This window comes from Rhizobium sp. BK418, assembly GCF_004341105.1.
Lineage (GTDB): Bacteria > Pseudomonadota > Alphaproteobacteria > Rhizobiales > Rhizobiaceae > Rhizobium.
On record NZ_SLZK01000002.1, the window covers coordinates 570,450 to 591,956 of the forward strand.

General features: G+C 59.8%; 17 protein-coding genes. 6 read left to right on the top strand and 11 right to left on the bottom strand.

Annotated features, from left to right (window positions below):
- Positions 1-7: 7 nt before the first annotated feature.
- From EV281_RS08835 to mscL, 4 genes are all read right to left on the bottom strand, one after another.
- Complete coding sequence (locus EV281_RS08835) at positions 8-1,963, bottom strand: EAL domain-containing protein (RefSeq protein WP_132652714.1); 1,956 nt, start codon at positions 1,961-1,963, stop codon at positions 8-10.
- 109 nt (positions 1,964-2,072) lie between these two features.
- Positions 2,073-3,107 (bottom strand): UDP-glucose 4-epimerase GalE, encoded by a 1,035-nt coding sequence (galE, locus tag EV281_RS08840; RefSeq protein WP_132652715.1) that lies wholly within the window; start codon positions 3,105-3,107, stop codon positions 2,073-2,075.
- Between the two features lie 580 nt (positions 3,108-3,687).
- The gene (locus EV281_RS08845) at positions 3,688-4,854 is read right to left on the bottom strand and encodes a pyridoxal phosphate-dependent aminotransferase (RefSeq protein WP_132652716.1); all 1,167 of its coding nucleotides are present in this window, start codon (positions 4,852-4,854) and stop codon (positions 3,688-3,690) included.
- 122 nt (positions 4,855-4,976) lie between these two features.
- Positions 4,977-5,414 carry a large conductance mechanosensitive channel protein MscL gene (gene mscL, locus EV281_RS08850; RefSeq protein WP_132652717.1) on the bottom strand — a complete coding sequence of 146 codons (438 nt, stop codon included), beginning with the start codon at positions 5,412-5,414 and terminating at the stop codon, positions 4,977-4,979.
- A gap of 219 nt (positions 5,415-5,633) precedes the next feature.
- On the opposite strand from mscL, the gene EV281_RS08855 reads away from it, so the two are divergent.
- Entirely contained in the window at positions 5,634-9,134 is a 3,501-nt protein-coding gene (locus EV281_RS08855; protein ID WP_132652718.1) for a PAS domain-containing hybrid sensor histidine kinase/response regulator, read from the top strand.
- A 3-nt stretch (positions 9,135-9,137) separates the two neighbouring features.
- On the opposite strand, the gene EV281_RS08860 is transcribed toward EV281_RS08855, so the two are convergent.
- Entirely contained in the window at positions 9,138-9,701 is a 564-nt protein-coding gene (locus EV281_RS08860; RefSeq protein ID WP_132652719.1) for a TetR/AcrR family transcriptional regulator, read from the bottom strand.
- A 236-nt stretch (positions 9,702-9,937) separates the two neighbouring features.
- Between EV281_RS08860 and EV281_RS08865 the strand changes: the two genes are divergently transcribed.
- Complete coding sequence (locus tag EV281_RS08865) at positions 9,938-11,125, top strand: MFS transporter (RefSeq protein WP_132652720.1); 1,188 nt, start codon at positions 9,938-9,940, stop codon at positions 11,123-11,125.
- A 112-nt stretch (positions 11,126-11,237) separates the two neighbouring features.
- On the opposite strand, the gene EV281_RS08870 is transcribed toward EV281_RS08865, so the two are convergent.
- The 6 genes from EV281_RS08870 to EV281_RS08895 all read right to left on the bottom strand — a co-directional run bounded on the left by EV281_RS08870 (position 11,238) and on the right by EV281_RS08895 (position 18,745).
- A complete protein-coding gene (locus EV281_RS08870) occupies positions 11,238-12,260 on the bottom strand; it encodes an LLM class flavin-dependent oxidoreductase (protein ID WP_132652721.1) in 1,023 nt (340 codons plus the stop codon).
- Between the two features lie 188 nt (positions 12,261-12,448).
- Positions 12,449-12,919, bottom strand: a complete 471-nt coding sequence (locus EV281_RS08875; protein ID WP_132652722.1) for an SRPBCC family protein — start codon at positions 12,917-12,919, stop codon at positions 12,449-12,451.
- Positions 12,916-13,263, bottom strand: coding sequence for a metalloregulator ArsR/SmtB family transcription factor (locus EV281_RS08880; RefSeq protein WP_132652723.1), 348 nt, complete (start codon positions 13,261-13,263; stop codon positions 12,916-12,918). The genes EV281_RS08875 and EV281_RS08880 overlap by 4 nt, the downstream gene beginning before the upstream one ends.
- A gap of 154 nt (positions 13,264-13,417) precedes the next feature.
- On the bottom strand, positions 13,418-15,631 hold the full coding sequence (locus EV281_RS08885; RefSeq protein WP_132652724.1) for a 3-hydroxyacyl-CoA dehydrogenase NAD-binding domain-containing protein: 2,214 nt from the start codon (positions 15,629-15,631) through the stop codon (positions 13,418-13,420).
- Positions 15,632-15,643: 12 nt separating this feature from the next.
- Entirely contained in the window at positions 15,644-16,852 is a 1,209-nt protein-coding gene (locus tag EV281_RS08890) for an acetyl-CoA C-acetyltransferase (RefSeq protein WP_132652725.1), read from the bottom strand.
- A gap of 99 nt (positions 16,853-16,951) precedes the next feature.
- The gene (locus tag EV281_RS08895) at positions 16,952-18,745 is read right to left on the bottom strand and encodes an acyl-CoA dehydrogenase C-terminal domain-containing protein (RefSeq protein WP_132652726.1); all 1,794 of its coding nucleotides are present in this window, start codon (positions 18,743-18,745) and stop codon (positions 16,952-16,954) included.
- A gap of 213 nt (positions 18,746-18,958) precedes the next feature.
- Between EV281_RS08895 and EV281_RS08900 the strand changes: the two genes are divergently transcribed.
- The 4 genes from EV281_RS08900 to EV281_RS08915 all read left to right on the top strand — a co-directional run bounded on the left by EV281_RS08900 (position 18,959) and on the right by EV281_RS08915 (position 21,358).
- Positions 18,959-19,348 carry a hypothetical protein gene (locus tag EV281_RS08900; protein ID WP_132652727.1) on the top strand — a complete coding sequence of 130 codons (390 nt, stop codon included), beginning with the start codon at positions 18,959-18,961 and terminating at the stop codon, positions 19,346-19,348.
- A gap of 93 nt (positions 19,349-19,441) precedes the next feature.
- Entirely contained in the window at positions 19,442-20,125 is a 684-nt protein-coding gene (locus tag EV281_RS08905) for a DNA-3-methyladenine glycosylase I (protein ID WP_132652728.1), read from the top strand.
- 76 nt (positions 20,126-20,201) lie between these two features.
- On the top strand, positions 20,202-20,903 hold the full coding sequence (locus tag EV281_RS08910; RefSeq protein WP_132652729.1) for an SDR family NAD(P)-dependent oxidoreductase: 702 nt from the start codon (positions 20,202-20,204) through the stop codon (positions 20,901-20,903).
- Between the two features lie 89 nt (positions 20,904-20,992).
- Positions 20,993-21,358: a VOC family protein gene (locus tag EV281_RS08915; RefSeq protein ID WP_132652730.1), complete on the top strand. Its 366-nt coding sequence runs from the start codon at positions 20,993-20,995 to the stop codon at positions 21,356-21,358.
- Positions 21,359-21,507: the final 149 nt, after the last annotated feature.

Here is a 21,507-nt window from a genome sequence, read left to right on the forward strand (position 1 = left end):
TGTTCAATCAGGCTGAGAGGGACTGCGAAACGTTGGCGTCGCGTCTGACGGCATAGTCGATCGCCAGCTCCAATGGCAGCGGCCGGGAAAAATAGTAGCCCTGAGCCAGGCGCACGCCGAGGCCCTTCAGCGAGTCCGCGACATCTTCGCTTTCCACACCTTCCGCGACGGAGGCGATTCCGAGGTTCTGACAGAGATTGGCGACGGAGCGGGTAATGTTCATGCAGCGCGCATCGCGATCGAAATTCATCACGAAGGCCTTGTCGATCTTCAGCTTATCGAAGGCCAGGCGGTGGATGTGGCTCAAGCTCGAATAGCCCGTACCGAAATCGTCAAGCGCAATCGAGATGCCGGCCGCCCGCAGCACACCGATCACCTGATCGGCTGTGTCGAAGTCTGAGAGCAGCGCCGTCTCAGTGATCTCGAATTCGATGCGCTTCGGATCGACACCAGAACGCCTGATCATGGCGAGCAGGGCCATCGATGTTTCGTGATCACAGATATCACGGGCCGACAAGTTGAAGGAAAGGCGCAAGTGTGACGGCATGATCTTCACCGCGTCGAGCGCCTGACCAAATAGGATGCGGGTCATGCGGCCGATCACGGCGGTGCGCTCTGCCGCGGGAATGAACGCATCCGGGCTGATACGGCCGAAGCGCGCGCTGTCCCAGCGTGCAAGCGCCTCAAAACCGACGACGCCGCCGCTGCGCAGCTCAACGATCGGCTGATATTCGAGCTTCAACTCCTTGGCAAAATTCTCCGCCTGCAATTCGAGCTCAATGAGATATCGCTGCGTCAGGATCTTTTCATGCTCGGGTGAAAAGAGTTCAACACCGCCGGTGCGCTTGCTCTTCACCTGATAGAGGGCGAAGTCTGCTTTTTCATAGAGATCTTCGGCGATGTAGTCGCCCGCTTCCGGATAGACGATGCCGCAGGAGCCGGAGACACGCACCGAACCGTCGGGAATTTCATATGGGTCGCGTACGGTCGCGCATAGAGCAAAGCCGAGATCAGAAACGGTTCTGAGCGTCATATTGCAGGGAAAGATGATACCGAACTCGTCGCCGCCGAGGCGCGACACGATGCCTTGGTCGCCGACCAGAGAGACGAAGCGGCGTGCCGTTTCTTTCAGCACGAGATCGCCGGCGGCATGGCCGAAGACATCGTTGACCGGCTTGAAGCCATCGAGATCGATGATGCCGATAACGGGCGGTGAAGCCGGATTTTTCTGCAGCATCTTTTCGAGCGAGAGGAAGAAGCTTCGGCGGTTGGCAAGGCCTGTCAATTGATCCTGCAGAGCATTGCGGCTGTTAACGAGGTTCAGTTCCTCCGCTTCCGCCTGCTTCTGCTTGAGCTCTTCTGCGAGCCGGACCAGATGCGCGAAATTCTGGAAGTAGCTGTTGATGACACGCAGGAAGGGCAGCACCAAGAAAAGGCCGCTGACCGCTGTGGCAACGAAAACCGGATTGCCGGAAAAGAGGAAGGTCACGACCATGGCCGTGAAGGTAATGACTGTGGTGATTGCCGCCGCGAGCGGCAGATGCATCAGGCAAAAAACGCAGGAAATGCCGGTTACGACGAGGAAATAGGCAATCTGGCCCTGCTGCGAGGCGTCACCATATTGATAGAGGGCGATAGCCCAGCCGCCGAAGCCGATCGTTAGGATCGTGGCGCCTATCAGCGTGACCTTCATCAGCCGCAACGCGCGCTCGGGCGTGACATTTTCCTTGCCTAATATCTCCCACCAGCAGAGACGGAAAACGCAGACGATACTAAGACCGACGGGAATGTAGAGCGAAAGCCAGAGAGGCGCCGACTTGATGTGCGTGATAGCCACCGCCAGCGCATTGATAACAAGAAGAACGTAGAGAATCGGAATCTGTGATGACAAAGCTTTGAACTGCGCCACCAGAAACTTCGGATTATCCTTTTGCAGCCGTAACGATTCTATGAAGTTCTTCATGATTCCTGTTCCCTTGGCTGAACCGGGCCAGAGAAATCTTGATTATTCCTTACTCACGTAACGTCAGGCCACCCGCCCCTACGCCGGAAGGTAAATGTTCAGTTGCGACTCAGAAGGATGCCGCAGCCAGCGCGCGATGGATGCTGTGCAGATCGTCGACACTCTTGTTCATCAGGAAGAGCTCCCAATCGAGAGAACTGCGGACGATGGTTTCGAGCGAGTCATGCTGCGGCACCCAGTCCAGCACGCGGCGTGCAAGCGTTGGGTCGGCGACGACGCTTGCGGCATCGCCCGGCCGGCGCGGCGCCATGTTGATCTTGAAGGAGTGGCCGTTCAGGCGGGTGACCATGTTCAGGACATCGAGCACGGAATAACCGTTGCCATAGCCGCAATTGGCAACCAGCGGACCTCTGCCCTTGCGCAGATGCTGAAGCGCCTTCAGATGTGCTGCAGTCAGGTCGCTCACGTGGATATAGTCGCGCACGCCGGTGCCATCATGGGTCGGGTAGTCGAAGCCATAGACGGCGACGCTGTCGCGCTTTCCAAGCGCGGCTTCGCAGGCGACCTTGATGAGGTGGGTCGCGCCCGACGTGGACTGCCCGGCGCGCAGCTGTGGATCGGCGCCGGCGACGTTGAAGTAGCGTAGCGCTACGTAATCGAAATCATAGGCGGCGGCGGCATCTCGCAGCATCATTTCGGTCATCAGCTTGGACTGACCGTAAGGATTTTCCGGATTGAGCGGCGCCGTCTCCTTGACCGGAGCGGAACTCTTCTGCTGACCATAGACGGCGGCGGTCGAGGAGAAGACGAAGTTGCGGATACCGGCCTTGATTGCAGCGCTCAACAGCACGCGTGTCTTGCCGGAATTGTTGTCGTAATAGGAAAGCGGATCGGAGACGGAGACCGGCACAACCGCAGAGCCGGCGAAATGGATGATCGACTCGATATCGTTCTCGATGAAGATCTTCTTCAGAACGTCGGGATCGGCAATATCGCCGAGATAGAAGCGCGCCGCCGGCGCTACGGCCCAGCGAAACCCGGTGGAGAGGCTGTCAAGTACGACGACGTCTTCACCGGAATCAAGCAGCGTCCAAACCATGTGGCTGCCGATATATCCAGCCCCACCTGTAACCAGAACCGCCATGTCTGCATTCCCTGTTTTATTTTTTCGGGAGCATCAGAACGGCTTTTTCCTTTCCGATTTTATTATCGAAAGGCCCCGGAAAGGCTTTGCGGCCAGTATGTTTGGAGATGTGGTTAGAGGCGCATTTCAGCCTCTGCTACAATTTTATCGACCAACCGATTTTCGGGGCAAAACGGCTTCGATCCCCTCTTTCTAGGTTCGTCGACATCACGCAGGCGACGAGGCAAATTGGCGCCATGAACAACTTCGCGTTCCAGGCCATGACGATGGGCGTGACGACCACCCTTTGCGGTGGAGGCGTCGGCTTGTGACCTGAAACTGTTCATTTCACCCGACCCAACCCGGCCGGACACGTGCGGGGTTTTCTGTTTCTGCCCCAATGTCCGGCTGATGCATAGGACTCTGGATTTCATTCCGGCCGGAGCGCGCTGCTCTGACCATGATGAAGCTGAAGCGGCTGAAAAGGCCTGGGGGAGGCCAACATGCCCTTCCAACCGCTCAGAGACGGCGAAGTCATCATCGTCGAGGGGCGGAATGTGACGCTGCTTCCGGTCCTGCCGGAAGCGATGCGCCGCTCAGCTTAAATCTTCAGAATATAGTCGCAGAGCCGTTCGGCCGCGACCGTGACCTGCGCGGGATCACGCAGGAAGCAGGCGCGCAGGAAACGCTCGCCGCCTGCTCCGAAGGCTGTGCCAGGTGCGAGGCCGACACCGGTCTTGTCGACGATATCGATCACCGCCTTGCGGCTGTCGTTAACGCCGTCGATACTCAGGAACGCGTAAAGCGCGCCATCCGGCTTCAGCGTCTGGACGCGGTTGGTAGCGATCAGCGCATCGCAGAGGATATCGCGGGCAAGGGTTGCCTTGTCGATATTCGACTGAACGAAGGCATCGCCTTCGTTGAGGGCAGCGACCGCGCCCTTCTGCATGAACTGGGCGACACCCGAGGTCGAATATTGGATCAGGTTTTCCAGCACCTGTCCGGTTTCCGGCGGGGCGACGATCCAGCCGACGCGCCAGCCGGTCATAGACCAGTTCTTGGAGAAGGAGTTGACGAACATCACCTTGTCGCCCGGCTCCATGACATCAAGGAAGGACGGCGCGCGTCCGCCGGCATAGAAATAACGCGCATAGATCTCATCAGCCATGATCCAGAGATTATGCTTGCGCGCCAGCGTCAGGATGTCGCCCAGATCCTTTTTCGTTGCAGTCCATCCCGTCGGATTCGACGGCGTGTTGATGAAGAGACCACGGGTCTTCGGCGTGATCGCCGCCTCGATACGACCAAGATCGACCGTCCAGGTGCCGCCTTCGAACTGAAGCTCTACACCGACCGAACGCGCGCCGGCGATTTCGAGAGCGGCTGCGATATTCGGCCAGGCCGGGGTGAGGTAAACGAATTCGTCGCCGGGCGAGGTTATTGCATGAATGGCGATCTGGATCGCCTGCATACCGGAACCGGTCACATAGAAATGCTCCGATGGCAGCCGGATGCCGAAATGCCTGAGATAATAATCCGATAGCGCCTGACGCAGTTCGGGGATACCCCGCTGCCAGGTATAGAACGTCTCGCCGGCAGCGAGTGCCTGCATGGCCGCCTGATTGATGAAATCCGGAGTCGGAAGATCGCCCTCGCCGACCCAAAGCGGCAGAAGGCCTTCGCGCCCGCGGGCATAGTTGACGACTTCGACGATCCCGCTTTCTGGCGCTGCGACAGCGCGCGGGCTAAGGCTGCTTATGATCGACATGCATATCTCCGGTTCACGCTTTCATAGCGGATTTGCAAAAGCAAATCCCATGACAATGCGTGATGGCATATCGATTTTCGTGATGAATGAGCCCGGCCAGAACGGACGGGCTCGTGCCATCATCAGACGGCCGGGCGTTTAGCAAGAAGGTCGCGGATTTCCGTCAGCAGCGCGACATCTGCCGGCGGCGGCGGAACCTCTGCCGGTGCAGTCTTTTCCTTGCGTTCGACCTGCTCGCGCAGCATGTTCACGCCCTTGACCATCAGGAAGATGATCCAGGCGAGAATCAAGAAGTTGATGAGGACCGTGATGAAGTTGCCATAGGCGAAAACGGCGCCCTGTGCGCGGGCGGCTGCAAGGGTCGGCGCGTTGACCGCCGAGGACAACGGAAGGAAGAAGTTCGAGAAGTCGAAACCGCCGAAGATCGCACCGACGATTGGCATGATGATATCGTCAACCAACGATTTGACGATGCCGCCGAAGGCGCCACCGATGATGACACCGACAGCAAGGTCCATGACGTTGCCGCGAGCGATGAAAGCTTTGAATTCGTTGAGCATCCGATCTGTCTCCCTTTGATGCATCTTCAAAGACATGCCATTGTTTTCATTAGCACACCATCGTCTCAATTAATCAATCGGCAATTGGAAAGATTCAGGCACTGTCCCCTTCCGCGTAGAACTTAAGACCAAGACCGCGGGAATTTTCAAAGTTGCTGAATTGCCCTAAGCTCGAATGCGTTCCGGGAGGACGGCGGATAATCCGCCGGCGGAGGGTCGATGCTTCCAGGCTGGGTCATATTTGCGTTTGCCTTGGGTTATCTTCTGCTGCTTTTCGCAGTGGCAAGCTACGGTGACCGCCGGAGCCGGAAATTCGGCGTGCCGGAAGGCGGCCGGCCTGTAGTCTATGCGCTCAGCCTTGCGATCTACTGCACGTCCTGGACCTATTTCGGCGGCGTCGGCCTAGCTGCCCACCACGGGCTGGAATTTGCCGGCATCTATATCGGGCCGATCCTCGTCTTTACGCTCGGCATGCCGCTCTTGAAGCGCATCATCGAACTTGCCAAGGCCGAGAAGCTGACCTCAGTCGCCGATTTCGTTGCCGCGCGTTATGGCAAGAATTCCACCGTCGCGACCATCGTGGCATTGATCTGCCTCATCGGCACCATTCCCTATATCGCACTGCAGCTTAAATCCATTTCGGCAACGGTCACGGCCATGGTCAACCCTTCGGATTATGGCATCGGCAGCGGCAATCTCTATTTCCTCGACCTGCCCCTGATCGTCACGCTAGTGCTCGCATGCTTCGCCATCATGTTCGGCACCCGCCACACGGATGCGACCGAACATCAGGACGGGCTTATCCTCGCGGTGTCCATGGAATCGATGGTGAAGCTCGTTGCTTTCCTGACTGCCGGCATTTGCGTCATCTGGTTTCTTTTCGACGGGCCGACGGACGTATGGCAAAAGGGATCGGAGAATGAACTGGTCTCTTCTGCCCTTGGCTATCAGACACCGCTCAGCCGCTGGATCACGTTGACGCTGCTTTCCGCCTTCGCGATCATCATGCTGCCGCGTCAGTTTCATGTAACCGTCGTCGAAAATCGCACTGCCAAACAGCTTCGGCTCGCCGGCTTTCTCTTCCCGCTCTATCTGATCGCCATCAATCTCTTCGTGTTGCCGGTAGCGATCGGCGGGCTGCTCACCTTCGGCGGCAGCGGCAATGCCGACCTTTACGTGCTCTCTCTACCGCTTGCAGGGCAAATGCCTGTTGTCTCGCTGATCACCTTCGTCGGTGGATTTTCGGCGGCGACCGCCATGGTGATCGTCGATTCCGTGGCGCTTTCCATCATGGTGTCGAACGATATCGTCATGCCGTTCTTCCTGCGCAGGAAGCTTGCGGGCCTTGCGAGCCAGCGTGACGACTTCGCAAAGAGCCTGCTCAATATCCGCCGCAGCGCCATTTTCGGGGTGCTGCTGCTTGGCTATGCCTATTATCGCTCGACCGACAGCACGGCAGGCCTCGCCTCAATCGGCCTGCTGTCCTTTGCTGCCATCGCGCAGATCGCTCCTGCCCTCTTCGGCGGCATGATCTGGCGCCGGGCGAATGCGCGCGGCGCAATCCTCGGTCTCTCGTCCGGCTTCATCATCTGGTTCTACCTACTGTTCCTCCCCTCATTCGGAGGCCCCGATTATTCCTATGTGGCAAGCAGTTTCCTCGGCTTCATCTTTCCCGGCACGACGCTCTTTACCGGCCCGGATGCCGATCCGCTCGTCAATGCGACGGCGATGAGCCTGCTTGTCAACACCGCAGCCTTCATCGTCGGCTCGCTGACCCGCAACGCCAAGCCGCTGGAGCGAATTCAGGCCGGCATCTTCGTGAAACGGCATTCGCGTTCGCAATTTGCCACGCGCGGCTGGAAGACCCGCATCAGCGTCGGCGATCTCAAGACGGCCATCGCCCGTTATCTCGGCGAGGAGCGCATGGAGCGCTCGCTTGCGACCTATGAGCAGACCTCTGGCCGCAAGCTGGAGGACGACCAGCCGGCCGATATGGCGCTCATCCATTTCACCGAGCAGCTTCTCGGCAGCGCCATCGGCTCCTCATCGGCGCGGCTGGTGCTGTCGTTGATCCTGCAGAAGATCGAGGACGCATCTTCCGACACGGCTTGGCTGCTCGATCAGGCGAGCGAAGCGCTGCAGTATAATCAGGACATGCTGCAGACCGCCCTTTCGCAAATGGACCAGGGCATTGCCGTCTTTGACAGTTCCAACCGATTGACGATTTGGAACCGGCGCTTCCGGCAGCTGCTGGACCTGCCGGAAAATGCCGGCCAGGTCGGTTTTCCATTGTCGGAGATCGTCAATATTCTCAGCCAGCGCGGCGATATTGCGCCCGGCGACCAGTCTCAGGCGGTGCGGCATTTCCTGACGCTCGACAAGCCCTTCCCCCTGGTGCTCGGCGGCGGCGAACGGATCATCGAGGTGCGTTCCAACGCCATGCCGGACAAGGGCATCGTCGCGACCTTCACCGATATCACCCAGCGTGTTGCCGCCGACCGGGCATTGAAACAGGCAAACGAGACACTGGAGCAGCGCGTGGCGGAGCGCACGGCGGAACTCACCCGGGTCAACAAGGAGCTTGCCGAGGCGCGGGCGGCCGCAGATGAGGCCAATATCGGCAAGACCCGCTTCTTTGCCGCTGCCGGCCACGACATTCTGCAACCGCTCAATGCCGCCCGGCTCTATTCGTCGGCACTTGTCGAGCGCATGGCGCTATCGGAAAACGGCCCGATCGTGCGCAATATCGATTCTGCGCTGGAATCGGTTGAATCCATCCTCGGCGCAGTGCTCGATATTTCCCGCCTCGATACCGGCGCCATGCGCCCCAGGTTGGCCGCGGTGCCGCTCTCCGATCTGCTGGAGCGTATCGAGACCGATTTTGCGCCGATCGCTCGCGAAAAGAAGCTCAAGCTCACGGTGATGCCAACGTCGCTGCGGGTGCGCTCCGATCCAAACCTGCTGCGCCGACTGGTACAAAACCTCGTTTCCAACGCCATCAAATATACAATCAGCGGCAAGGTGCTGATCGGGGCAAGGCGGCGAGGCAATCAGGTCATCATCCAGGTGATGGATTCCGGCATCGGCATTCCGCCTTCGAAATTTCGGACCGTGTTCAAGGAATTCGCGCGGCTGGATGAGGGAGCCCAGACCGCCTCGGGCCTCGGGCTCGGACTTTCCATCGTCGACCGCATCGCTCGCGTGCTCAACCACAAGGTCGAGCTTCATTCGACGCATGGCAAGGGAACGGAATTCCGTATCCTCATGCCGCTCGATACGTCGAAGAGCGCGGAAGCTGCGGCGGCCGTCCCTCCCGCCGACGCCACGGCCCAGCCGCTGAAGGGATTGCGCATCCTTTGCATCGACAATGAGCCCAAGATCCTCGAAGGCATGCGGCTGCTGATAGAGGGCTGGGGCTGCGATACGCAGGCGGTCGATTCGCTCTCCGCCGTGCAGGCTCTTTCCATCCGGCAGCCGCCGGATCTCGTCATTGCCGACTACCATCTTGCCGATGGAACCGGGATCGAAGCGATCCTGCATCTCAGGCAGCATTTCGGCATCGATATTCCTTCCCTGCTCGTGACCGCCGACAGGACGCTCGAAGTGCGAGCCGAGGCGGAAAAGCATGGTATTGCCGTTCAGCACAAGCCGGTGCGCCCGGCGGCACTACGCGCCTACATAACCCAGATTTCCGGCATGAAGCGCGCTGCGGCCGAGTGACACTCAAGCCGCCTTGCGCCCTCCGAAAACCTGGCCGACGAGTTCGCTGACCCGGGCCGATGTCGGGACATCGCCGAAGAGGATGCGGTACATGATGGGTGCCACGACGCGGTCCATGACAGCGTCGACATCCGGGAAAGGCTCGCCTCTCTCCTTCGCCCGGATGGCAATCGCCTCGATCTGCTGACGCGTGAAGTTGCAGCACTTATTGGCGTTGTCGCCGGTCTGTGCCGCGAGCACATCGCGGATATATTCACGGCCGGGGCCGGACGACATTTCCTCGGCATACTGCTCGGCCCAGGCTTCCAGATCACCGGGGCCGCTGCCGGTATCAACCGGCTCCATGTCCGGGCGCAGACGCTCGACGGCGACGTCGGCAAGCAATTCCTGCAGATCGCCCCAACGGCGGTAGATCGTGGATGGGGTCACGCCGGCGCGCGTCGCAATCAGCGGAACGGTAATCTCCGCGCGACTCATCTTTGCCAACAGGTCGCGGACCGCTTCATGCACGGAGGCCTGAACGCGGGCGCTTCTGCCCCCAGGGCGGATATTCTCTTTCACTGCCATTTCGAACCCAACCTTTTCCTCCCTGAAGCGAGCGCGATCGTTCAGATTCGGCTGGCACGCTTCAGGTTCCTTTTACGCATAGCGCGACCGCAAAACCGCTGCACACTTTTGCGCGACATGCTCCGGCACCGATCGTTCAGAAACTTTCATACATCCATTAATGCAAATTATTTGCTTTTAGGTTTCGGCTTGCCTAGATAGAGCTAACGCAACGATTTAGCTTTAAGGAGCTATATATGGTCGCCGCTCCCGAATCCATCAAGAATTCATCGCCCATGGGCTTCCATGCTCTGACGCTTGCCATCTTCTTCGGTGCTTCGGCGGCGCCAACGCCGCTCTACCGTATCTATCAGGAAGCCTTCGCCGTTTCCCCCTTCCTCATCACCGTGATCTTCGCCGTCTATTCCTTTGCGCTGCTCGCAGCCCTGCTGATTGCGGGCTCCATCTCCGATCACCTCGGAAGGCGTCCGGTCATTTTCGCCGCGCTGATGCTCGAGATCATCGCCATGGGTCTGTTTTCCATCGCCAGCGGTGCAGAATGGCTGATCGCGGCGCGCATCGTGCAGGGTCTTGCAACCGGTATTGCCGGTGCGTCGCTGGGTGCCGCCCTTGTCGATATCGACCGTGCAAAGGGGCAAATCGTCAACTCTATCGCACCGCTTTCCGGCATGGCGATCGGCGCGATTGGCACCAGCGCATTGATCCAGTACGGACCGGAGCCGCTGCATCTCATCTATGCGCTGCTGCTTGTCGGTTTTGCGGTGCAGGCGGTTGCAGTATGGCTGACGCGGGAGACCGGCGGCAAGCGGCCCGGCGTCTTCACCTCGCTGAAGCCAACGATTTTCATTCCGCAACAGGTGAAAAAGCCGCTGTCTCTGGTGACGCCGATCAATATTGCCAACTGGGCACTCGGCGGCTTCTATCTATCGCTCGTGCCTTCACTGGTCGCTTCGACCACCGGCAGCCGGGCGCCTCTGACGGGTGGCGCAGTCGTCGCCGCGCTGATGCTGTCAGGCGCAATTGCCGTTTTCCTGCGCCGTGGCCGCAGCCCCAAGGCCAATCTCGTCTTCGGCGTCTCCTCTCAAACGCTCGGCATCGCAACGGTCGTTGCTGGCGTGCATCTCGCCAACGTGCCGCTGCTGCTTGTCGGCACGCTTTTCACAGGCGCCGGTTTCGGCACCAATTTCCTCGGCTCGATCGGTACGATTGTGCCGCTTGCCAAGCCGGAGGAGCGAGCCGGTCTGCTTTCGGCCTTCTATATCCAGAGCTACCTGGCCTTCAGCCTCCCGGCGATTCTTGCCGGCTTCCTCGTCAAGTCGATCGGTTACGGCACCACGACGGACATCTATGCCACGGCCATATTGCTTGTCAGCATCACCGGGCTGCTGGTGATGCGCACGACAAGAGAAACAGCGACGGCTTAAAGCGCGTCGCGATCTTCAGATCCGCCACGCTCTAAGCTCCTGTTTCGTATGTCGTTACTGCAAAACCGCACACACTTTTGTGGGACATGCTCTATGCCGTCGCCCCATGTCATCACCGCCAGCCGAGTGCCGGGGCGACGTATTTCAGGATCGATTCAATGACGTGGGCATTGTATTCGACGCCGAGCTGATTCGGGACGGTGAGCAGCAGCGTATCAGCCTCGGCTATCGCCTCGTCCTTCTTCAGTTCCTCGATGAGAGCATCGGGTTCGGCCGCATAGGAGCGACCGAAGATTGCCCTCGTATTCTCGTCGATGAAACCGATCTTGTCCTGCCCTTCGTTGCCGTAGCCGAAATAGGAGCGGTCGCGATCGTTCACCAGCGCAAAGATGCTGCGGCTGACGGAGACGCGCGGCTCACGCTGATGGCCGGCCTCTTTCCAGGCCTCGCGATAGGCGCGGATCTGCTTGGCTTGCTGGATATGGAAGGCTTCGCCGGTTTCATCATCCTTCAGCGTCGAGCTCTGCAGGTTCATGCCGAGCTTTGCGGCCCAGACGGCTGTGGCGTTCGAACCCGCACCCCACCAGATGCGCTCGCGCAGGCCGTCGGAATGCGGTTCGAGCCGAAGCAGGCCGGGAGGATTGGGGAACATCGGCCGCGGATTGGGTTCGGCAAAACCTTCGCCCTTCAGCACTTCGAGGAAAACCTCGGCATGGCGGCGTCCCATATCGGCATCGCTTTGTCCATCAGGCGGGTTGTAGCCGAAATAGCGCCAGCCCTCGATGACCTGCTCCGGCGAGCCGCGGCTGATGCCGAGCTGCAAGCGCCCGCGGGAAATCAGATCGGCCGCGCCGGCATCTTCCGCCATATAGAGCGGGTTCTCATAGCGCATGTCGATGACTGCCGTGCCGATCTCGATGCGGCTGGTCCGTGCGCCGACGGCCGCGAGCAGCGGGAAAGGCGAGGCAAGCTGGCGCGCGAAATGGTGGACACGGAAATAGGCGCCATCCGCCCCCAGTTCCTCAGCGGCAACCGCAAGGTCGATCGACTGTAGCAGCGTATCGCCAGCCGAGCGCGTCTGCGATTGCGGCGAGGGCGTCCAGTGCCCGAACGAGAGGAAACCGATCTTCTTCATGATTTCACCGCCTAAACTGAAGTGTGCCTTGCACGCTTCTTGTCATGATTCCGGATAGGCATATAGGCGCTTCATGAGAGATTTGTGAGGCTTTCGCGAGACGAGGGAGACATCTCGAACGTCCGCCGGCTAGCCACGCCCTGCCGGCAGGGCCCTGTCTGTCATGCGGCCATCGCCTGATCTTCCTGTTACGTCTCCACCAGCTTAGCCAGTTGCGCCGCAACCGTGCCCCAGCCGTCGTAGAAACCCAGTTCTTCGTGCGTGTTGCGGGTCTCCTTATCCTTGTGCATGACAAGGGCATTGTAATCGGTGCCTTCAGGATGGTCGGCGAGTGTGATGATGGCTGTCATGAAGGGTGTCGGCGCGGGACGCCAGCCGCCGAGAAGTGCATTGGTGAAGACGATGCGACGGCCGTCCTGAATATCCAGGTAGCAAGCACTGAGATGATGTTGGAAGGGACCGCCATTTTCACTCATCTCGGTGACGAGGGCTCCGCCGGGTTTGACTTCCATGGTGGCGACGCGGCAGAGCGCCGGTGCGGGAATCCACCATTTTTCGAATTTTGCCGGCGTGGTCCAGGCGCTCCAGACTGCAGCCGGCGGAGCCTTTATGATGCGCGAAATGGTGAGATCGAGATCGGGGTTCACATTGATATTCATTGGGACTTTTCCTCCTTCGATTGCGTGGCGGTGACGAAAGCCTCAAGCCTGTCGGTGCGGGCTTCCCAGATGGCGCGCTGAGCCGAAAGCCAGCCTTCGACCAAGGCGAAACGCTTCTTCTCCAGCGTGCAGGTGCGCACGCGGCCCTGCTTCCTCGTTTCGATGAGGCCTGTCTCTTCCAGCAGATGGATATGTTTCATGAAGGATGGCAAGGCCATGTCGAAGGGCCTTGCGAGGTCGCTGATACTGGCCGGACCGGTACCGAGACGGTTGATGACGGCGCGGCGTGTCGGATCGGCAAGTGCCAGGAAGATGCCATCGAGCTGAGCTGAATAGTAATCCATGAGGCTAAGTATCACCATGTGATAGTTAGCGCAAGAGCTAAGTGTCTTTGACTCCGCTCCTCGTGCCCCTAGCATGAAACCCTGCTCATGCCTGGCCAAAGATGAACGGTGTGTGAGGGCGGCGACGGTCCCGATGACCGCGCCGCCTTGCCTATCACGCTGCCTTGTCGGCGGCAGGATAGGGATCGAAGCGACTGTAGAAGGTCTCGCCCTTGGCGGCCATATCCTTCAGCAGCGGTGTTGGCTTGAAGTGATCGCCATAGGCTGCGGCCAGTTTTTCGGCGAGTTCCACGAAGGCCTTAACGCCCATCCCGTCGATGTAGCTCAGTGCACCGCCTGTATAGGGCGCGAAGCCGAAGCCGAGGATGGAACCGACATCGGCTTCGCGCGGATCGGTGACGATACCCTCTTCCATGGTGCGGGCGGCTTCGAGCGCGACCGTCACCAGGAAGCGCTGCTTCAGGGTGGCGACGTCGATTTCGGCGACCGGCTTCTGCGGATAGAGGGTCTTCAGCTCAGGCCAGAGGAACTTCTTGGCGGGCTTGGCCGGGTATTCGTAGAAGCCTTTGCCGTTCTTGCGGCCACGTCGGTCAAGCTCGTCGACCAGCTTGTTAATGAGGGCAAGGTGGCGTTCATCGACGGCCTTAGGGCCGAGATCCGCGACCGCCGCCTTGAGGATCTTCTGCGAGAGATCGATCGCTACCTCATCGTTCAGCGACAGCGGGCCGACCGGCATGCCGGCCATCTTGGCTGCATTCTCGATCATCGGCGCGGGCACGCCTTCGATCAGCATGTCATAGGCTTCGTGGATATAACGGAAGACGCAGCGGTTGACGAAGAAGCCTCTGGTATCGTTGACGACGATGGGCGTCTTCTTGATGGCTGCGACATAATCCAGGGCGACGGCGAGTGCCCGATCACCGGTATTCTTGCCGAGAATGACTTCAGTCAGCATCATCTTTTCGACCGGCGAAAAGAAATGCACGCCGATGAACTGGTCCGGACGCTTGGAATTTTCGGCAAGGCCCGTGATCGGGAGGGTCGAGGTGTTGGAGGCGAAGATGGTGGTTTCCGGGATAACGGCTTCCACCTGCTCGATGACCGCCTTCTTGACGGCACGATCCTCGAAGACCGCTTCAATGACGAGATCGGCGTCCTTGAGATCGGCGTAATCGGCCGAGGGCGTGATGCGGGAGAGAAGCGAGGCACCCTCGTCCTGTGTAAGACGACCCTTACCAATGGAATCCTTGACGAGGCCTTCGCCGACGCCCCTGCCCTTGGTGGCAGCCTCCATATCGCGGTCGATCAGGACCACTTCGAAACCTGCAGCGGCCGTGACATAGGCGATGGAGGCGCCCATGAAGCCTGCGCCGACGATGCCGATCTTCTTCAGTTCCGTTTTGGGCACGCCGGCCGGGCGACGGGCACCCTTGCCAAGCTCCTGCATGGAAATGAAGAGCGAGCGGATCATCGAGAAGGCCTCGGTGGTCTGCAATATCTGCGTGAAATAACGCTGCTCGATCTTCAGCGCCGTATCGAAAGGAACCTGCAGACCTTCATAAACGCATTTCAGGATAGCGAGCGCGCTCGGATAATTGCCTGATGTTTCGCGGCGCAGGATGGCCGGAGCCGCCGGCCAGAGCTGGGCCGCAGCGGGTGTCCAGATGCCGCCGCCCGGCACCTTGAAGGCCTTTTCGTCCCAGGGCGCGATGGGTTTCAGGCCATCCTTGATCATCTGCTTGGCGGCCGGGATCAGCTGATCTGGATCCACCACCTGATGGATGAGGTTCATGGCCTTGGCGCGCGAAGCGTTCAGCGACTGGCCCGTCGTCATCATCTGCAAGGCGGACTGGGCATCGGTGAGGCGCGAGATACGCTGCGTGCCGCCGGCACCGGGGAAGATGCCGACCTTGACTTCCGGCAGCGCGATCTTGACGCTCTTCGAATTGGAGGCGACGCGGCCGTGGCAGGCGAGCGACATCTCGAAGGCACCGCCCATGCAGGTGCCGTTGATGGCCGAAACCCAGGGTTTGCCGCAGGTTTCGATCTTGCGGAAGAGGCCGGTCATGCGGCCGACGAGATCGAAGAGTTTTTGCGCGGCGCCGTCGGGATTTGCGGCCTTCTCCTGCTGGTAGAAGGCGAACATCGACTTGATCATCGACAGATCGGCGCCGCCCGAAAAGGAAGACTTGCCCGAGGTAATAACGACGCCCTTGACGGCGCTGTCGGCGACCGTCGCATCGATGATGGCGTCGAGCTCGCTCATCACGTCCTCGGTGAAGACGTTCATCGACTTGCCGGGCATGTCCCAAGTCACCAGGGCAATACCATCCGCATCGGTCTCGACGGTGAAGTTGGTGTAGCTCATCGTCTCTCTCCCTTAGACGCGTTCGATGACGGTTGCCGTGCCCATGCCGGCGCCGATGCAGAGGGTTACCAGCGCGGTGTTGAGATCGCGGCGTTCCAGCTCATCCAGCACGGTGCCGAGGATCATGGCGCCGGTAGCACCCAGCGGATGTCCCATGGCGATTGCGCCGCCATTGACGTTGATCTGGTCGTGGGGGATGTCGAAAGCCTGCATGTAGCGCAACACGACGGCGGCAAAAGCCTCGTTCAGCTCGAAAAGATCGATATCGGCAAGGTTCATGCCTGTCCGCTTCAGGAGCTTTTCGGTGACATCGACCGGGCCGGTCAGCATGAGGGCCGGATCGGAGCCGATATTGGCGAAAGCCTTGATGCGGGCGCGCGGCTTCAGACCCATGCTTTCGCCCCCGGCCTTCGAGCCGAGCAGGACGGCAGCGGCGCCATCGACGATGCCAGAGGAATTGCCGGCATGGTGGACATAGTTGACGCGCTCGACTTCCGGATGGGCCTGGATGGCGACGGCTTCGAAGCCGCCCATTTCGCCCGGCATCTGGAAGGAGGGATTGAGGGAGGCGAGCGCCTGCATGTCCGTGCCGGGGCGCATATGCTCATCATGGGCCAGGATCGTCAGACCGTTCTGGTCCCTGACCGGGATGACGGAATTCTTGAACCAGCCGTTGTTCCAGGCATTTGCGGCCCGCTTCTGGCTTTCGACTGCGTAAGCGTCGACGTCGTCACGGGAAAAGCCGTATTTGGTGGCGATGAGATCGGCCGACACACCCTGCGGCATGAAATAGGCCGGGAAGTTCACCGAAGGGTCCATGAACCAGGCGCCGCCGGACATGCCGAGGCCCACGCGGGACATGCTTTCGACGCCGCCGGCAATGACGATATCGTCGGCGCCCTGTGCGATCTTGCCGGCGCCGAAGTTCACGGCATCGAGGCCGGAGGCGCAGAAACGGGAGATCTGCATGCCTGGCGCTCTCGTCGAGTAACCGGCTTCGAAAGCGGCAGCCTTGGGAATGACGGCACCGGCATCCATGACCGGATCGACGCAGCCCATGATGATGTCATCGACCGTCTCGGTGTTGAGACCGTTGCGGTCGCGGATCGCCTCCAGCGTCTTTGCCGCGAGGCGGACTGAGGGCACTTCATGCAGCGCGCCATCCTTCTTGCCGCGGCCGCGGGGCGTGCGGACGTGATCGTAAATGAAAACCTCGGTCATTGTCTCATCTCCCTGGCGGCAATCTGTTTTGCCTCAAATCTCGACGGGAGGAGAAAAGCCCCTCCCCACCCCTCCCGACAAGGGGGAGGGAGCACCGTCTCAAAAGGCTTCGGCGGCGAGTTCCATCATCGTGTCTGCGCCGGTTTCGATACGGGTCTTGCGCAATGCAGTTTCGGGCATGATGCGCTCCATGAAGAATTTCGCCGTGATCAGCTTGTTCTTCAGATAATCCTCGCGTGTGTCGCCGGCGGCAAGGCGTTCGTTGGCGGCTTTTGCCATGCGCGCCCACATATAGCCGAGGATGACCAGGCCGAAGAGGTGCATATAATCGGTTGAACCGGCGCCGGCATTGTCGGGCTTGGCCATAGCATTCTGCATGAACCACATGGTTGCGCCCTGCACATCGTTCAAGCCCTTTTTCAGGTGCTTGGTGAAGAAGGTCAGCTGCTCGTCATTGCGGTTTTCCTCGCAGAAATCGCCGACTTCCTTGAAGAGGGCCATAGCGGCGCGGCCGCCGTTCAGCGCCAGCTTGCGGCCAACGAGATCGAGCGCCTGGATACCGTTGGCACCTTCGTAGATCATGGCAATACGGGCATCGCGCACATACTGGCTCATGCCGTGTTCCTCGATATAGCCATGGCCGCCGAAGACCTGCTGGGCCATCACGGCATGATCGAAGCCCCTGTCGGTCATCACGCCCTTGAGGATCGGCGTAACGAGGCCGAGAATATCGTCCGCTGTCTGGCGTTCCTTCTCGTCGCTGGCGCGATGGGCGATATCGGATTTCAGCGCAGTCCAGAGCAGGAAGGCGCGGCCAGCCTCGTTGAAGGATTTGATCGTCATCAGTGCTCGGCGGATATCCGGGTGGACGATAATCGGATCGGCCTTCTTGTCCGGGGCCTTGGGGCCGGACAGCGAGCGGCCCTGGAGGCGCTCTCGGGCGTAGCTGGCGGCATTCTGATAGGCGATCTCGGAAATGGCGATGCCCTGCAGGCCGACCATCAGACGGGCCTCGTTCATCATCACGAACATGGCGTTCAGGCCACGGTTTTCCGTGCCGATCAGGAAGCCCGTCGCTTCGTCGTAGTTCATGACGCAAGTGGCGTTGCCGTGGATACCCATCTTGTGTTCGATCGCGCCGCAGGAAACGCCGTTACGGGCGCCGAGCGCTCCGTCCTTACCGACGAGGAATTTCGGGACGATGAAGAGCGAGATGCCTTTGGTGCCCTCAGGCGCACCCTCGATGCGGGCGAGGACCAAGTGGACGATATTATCGGTCAGGTCGTGCTCTCCAGCGGAGATGAAGATCTTCTGGCCGGAAATCCTGTAGCTGCCGTCGTCCTGCGGCACCGCCTTGGTGCGCAGCATGCCGAGATCAGTACCGCAATGCGGTTCGGTGAGGTTCATGGTGCCGGACCACGTGCCATCCACCATCTTAGGCAGATAGGTATTCTTCTGCTCGTCAGTGCCGTGGACGAGGATCGCGGCTATGGCACCCTGCGTCAGGCCCGGATACATCATTAGCGACATATTGGCCGCTGAAGTATATTCGCCGACCGCGGTGTGCAGTATATAGGGCAGTCCCTGACCGCCGAATTCCTCCGGAACGGCAAGCCCGATCCAGCCGCCTTCCCGATAGGCCTGATAGGCCTCCCTGAAGCCCCTCGGCGTCGATACCGTACCGTCGCCTAGGCGCGTACAGCCTTCCTGATCGCCGGAATAATTCAGGGGGAACACAACTCCCTCGGCCAACTTCGCCGCCTCGCCCAAGATAGCCTCGACCATGTCAGGCGTGACGTCGGCAAAGCCGGGGAGATTGTTGTAACGCTCGAGACCCAGCACATCATTGAGCACGAAGAGCGTGTCGTTCACCGGGGCCTTGTAGATTGGCATGGTTCGAATTCCTCCAATTCGGCGACCGGATCGCGCCGGCAGTGAGACTCTCTTACAAAATATTGACGTTTGCGTAAACGTCAAATTCTACACGCGCGCGATTTTATGAGAGTAAATTCAGATGCGGTAAACCCAATGCTGCCCGTTTCCTTCTCCGGCTAAGCGCGCTACATTCGCTCAGACCTGCAGAAAGAGCCTGGGAGGAGCGATTTCATGAGAAGGACGTGGCCTGCGGAGTTCAATTCCGTTTTCGATGCGGCGGAGGAAGTGACCATCGAACCCGTAGCTGTCGAGCCGATCAACGGCGAAAGACTGGCTGTACATGATGAGCCGCCGGCTCCGCGCAAGGCACTGAGGGTACGCATTTCCATGGAAACCTATGAACGCATCTGGCCGCTGGCCGAGATGCGTTTCCGGCCGGCCGAGGGGCCCTATGCCGGCAAGGCGGTGACGCTGATCGCCACCAATCCGCACTACCATCCCTGGCATCCGGCCGATGGCGGCTCGGAGGAGCGCGTCAGTGACAGCGGACGACACTACAAGACCGATTATCTGGTCGTGCATTTCCTGCTGGATGACGTGCGCGAACCTGTCGCCGCCTGAGCATCATTCAGATAGCTTGAGGACCCGAACCGCTTGAAGGCAGGGCTGCTCCCGGAATAGGCTTGCGGGCGACATCTATTCGGGAGCCAGGCCTTGAGCGATTTCGATATCATCCGGCGACGTGCCGAAGACAGAAAAGGCGGCGCCGATGCGCTGAAAGCGAAGCTGCCGGCGATGCCTGACCACGAGGCGCTGCGCGCTTTGCCCGATGACCGCATCCTCTCCGAAATGACGCGGCGCGTCTTTTACAGCGGCTTCGTACACAAGGTCATCGACAACAAATGGCCGGGTTTCGAAGAAGCTTTCGACGGCTTTGATCCTGCCGCACTCAATATCGCTCCGGATGAATACTGGCACGATCTGACTGGCGATGACCGCATCGTCAAAAATGGCGCGAAGATCATGTCCGTACGCGCCAACGCGGCCTTCGTGCGCGAACTGGCGAAAGAGGCCGGCAGTGCCGGCGCCTTCTTCGCAGATTGGCCGCGCGAGGATCATATCGGCCTGCTCGACGAGCTCAACAAACGCGGCAATCGGCTCGGCGGGATCACCGGTCAATATTTCCTGCGCAGCATCGGCCGCGACTGCTTTATCATGACAACAGATGTCATCGCCTGCCTCAGGGACGCAGGCGTGCCCCTTTCGGCATCGGGAACTGGCAAGAAGGACCAGCAGTTGATCCAGCAGACATTCAACCGCTGGGCCGCGGAAACAGGGCTGCCTCTCGCCTATCTCTCGCGCATCTGCGGGCTTTCGATCGACGCTCCCCAAGAATGAAATATTTCGGGCCGCTGGTTTTTTGCAAGGCCGTGATTGCCTACCTCTCCGGAAGGTTCACTCGAAGGAGAAGATCATGGCCGAGTTTCCCTATCGTAGCGCGCTGATCGTGGGCGCCGGTTCCGGCATCAGCGGCTCACTCGCCCGCAAGCTCTCGGAGCGAGGCGTGAAGGTCGGCCTGGCGGCACGCAATATCGGCAAGCTCGGGCCGTTGCTCGACGAAACCGGAGCCAAGGCCTTCGCCACCGATGCGGCGCAGCCGGCTGCGGTTGCGGCGCTGTTCGAACGCGTCGACGCCGAGATCGGCGAGCCTGATATCGTGATCTATAATGCCAGCGGCCGGGTGCGCGGGCCGATTGCCGAGCTCGATCCTGCCGAAGTGGAGCAGGCGATTGCAACCAGCGCCTTCGGCGGCTTCCTCGTCACGCAACAGGCGGCAAAACGGATGATCCCGCAGGGACACGGCGCAATTCTACTGACAGGGGCGACAGCCAGTATCAAGGGTTATGCGCAATCGGCGCCCTTTGCCATGGGGAAATTCGCGTTGCGCGGACTGGCGCAAAGTGCTGCCCGTGAACTCGGACCGCTTGGCATTCATGTAGCGCATTTCGTCATTGACGGTGTGGTCCGCTCCGCCACGAGACCGGACAAGAAAGACAAGCCCGACGGCACGCTTTCGCCCGATGCGATTGCGCAGTCCTATATCGATGTGCTGCTGCAGCATCGCAGCGCCTGGTCGCAGGAGGTCGAGCTGCGGCCTTGGACGGAAAACTTTTAGTCCAGGCAGTCTCGATAGAGCATACCTCCTTTCCCGAAGGCGCCGAAACCAGTAGGATCGGACCGGCTTCGACAGCCTGGGAGGGGACGATGCTGCGCCTGGACCATGTGACGATCGATACGCGCGATGCGCCTGCCATGATCGCTTTTTTTGAAAACATTCTTGGCGTGAAGGAAGGCTATCGGCCGCCCTTTCCCTCGCGCGGCCATTGGCTTTATCTCGACGATAAGCCGGTGATCCATCTGAGCCTGACGGAGCGGGCGGGTGATTTTCCATCCGGCATCTTCAATCATGTGGCCTTCAGCCTCTTCGAATTCGAACCGGCGCTCGCTCGCATCAAAGCCGGCGGTTATCGCTACGAATATCGCGATATTCCTGATACCGCCCTCGGACAGGTGTTCGTCTACGGGCCTGAGGGCGTGAAGATCGAGTTGCAGTACAAGCGGCCGCTCTAAAGCGCTTCGACGCGCAAAACTGGCCTGAGAAAGGCAAAAGTTAAAAAATTCTCATTCCGGTTAACGAGTTCTTTACCACGTTTCGTAAAAGGTGCGCGGTGAGCATTGGCGATCTGCATTCCTTTTATTTGTCTTGCGTCCAGGAGTGC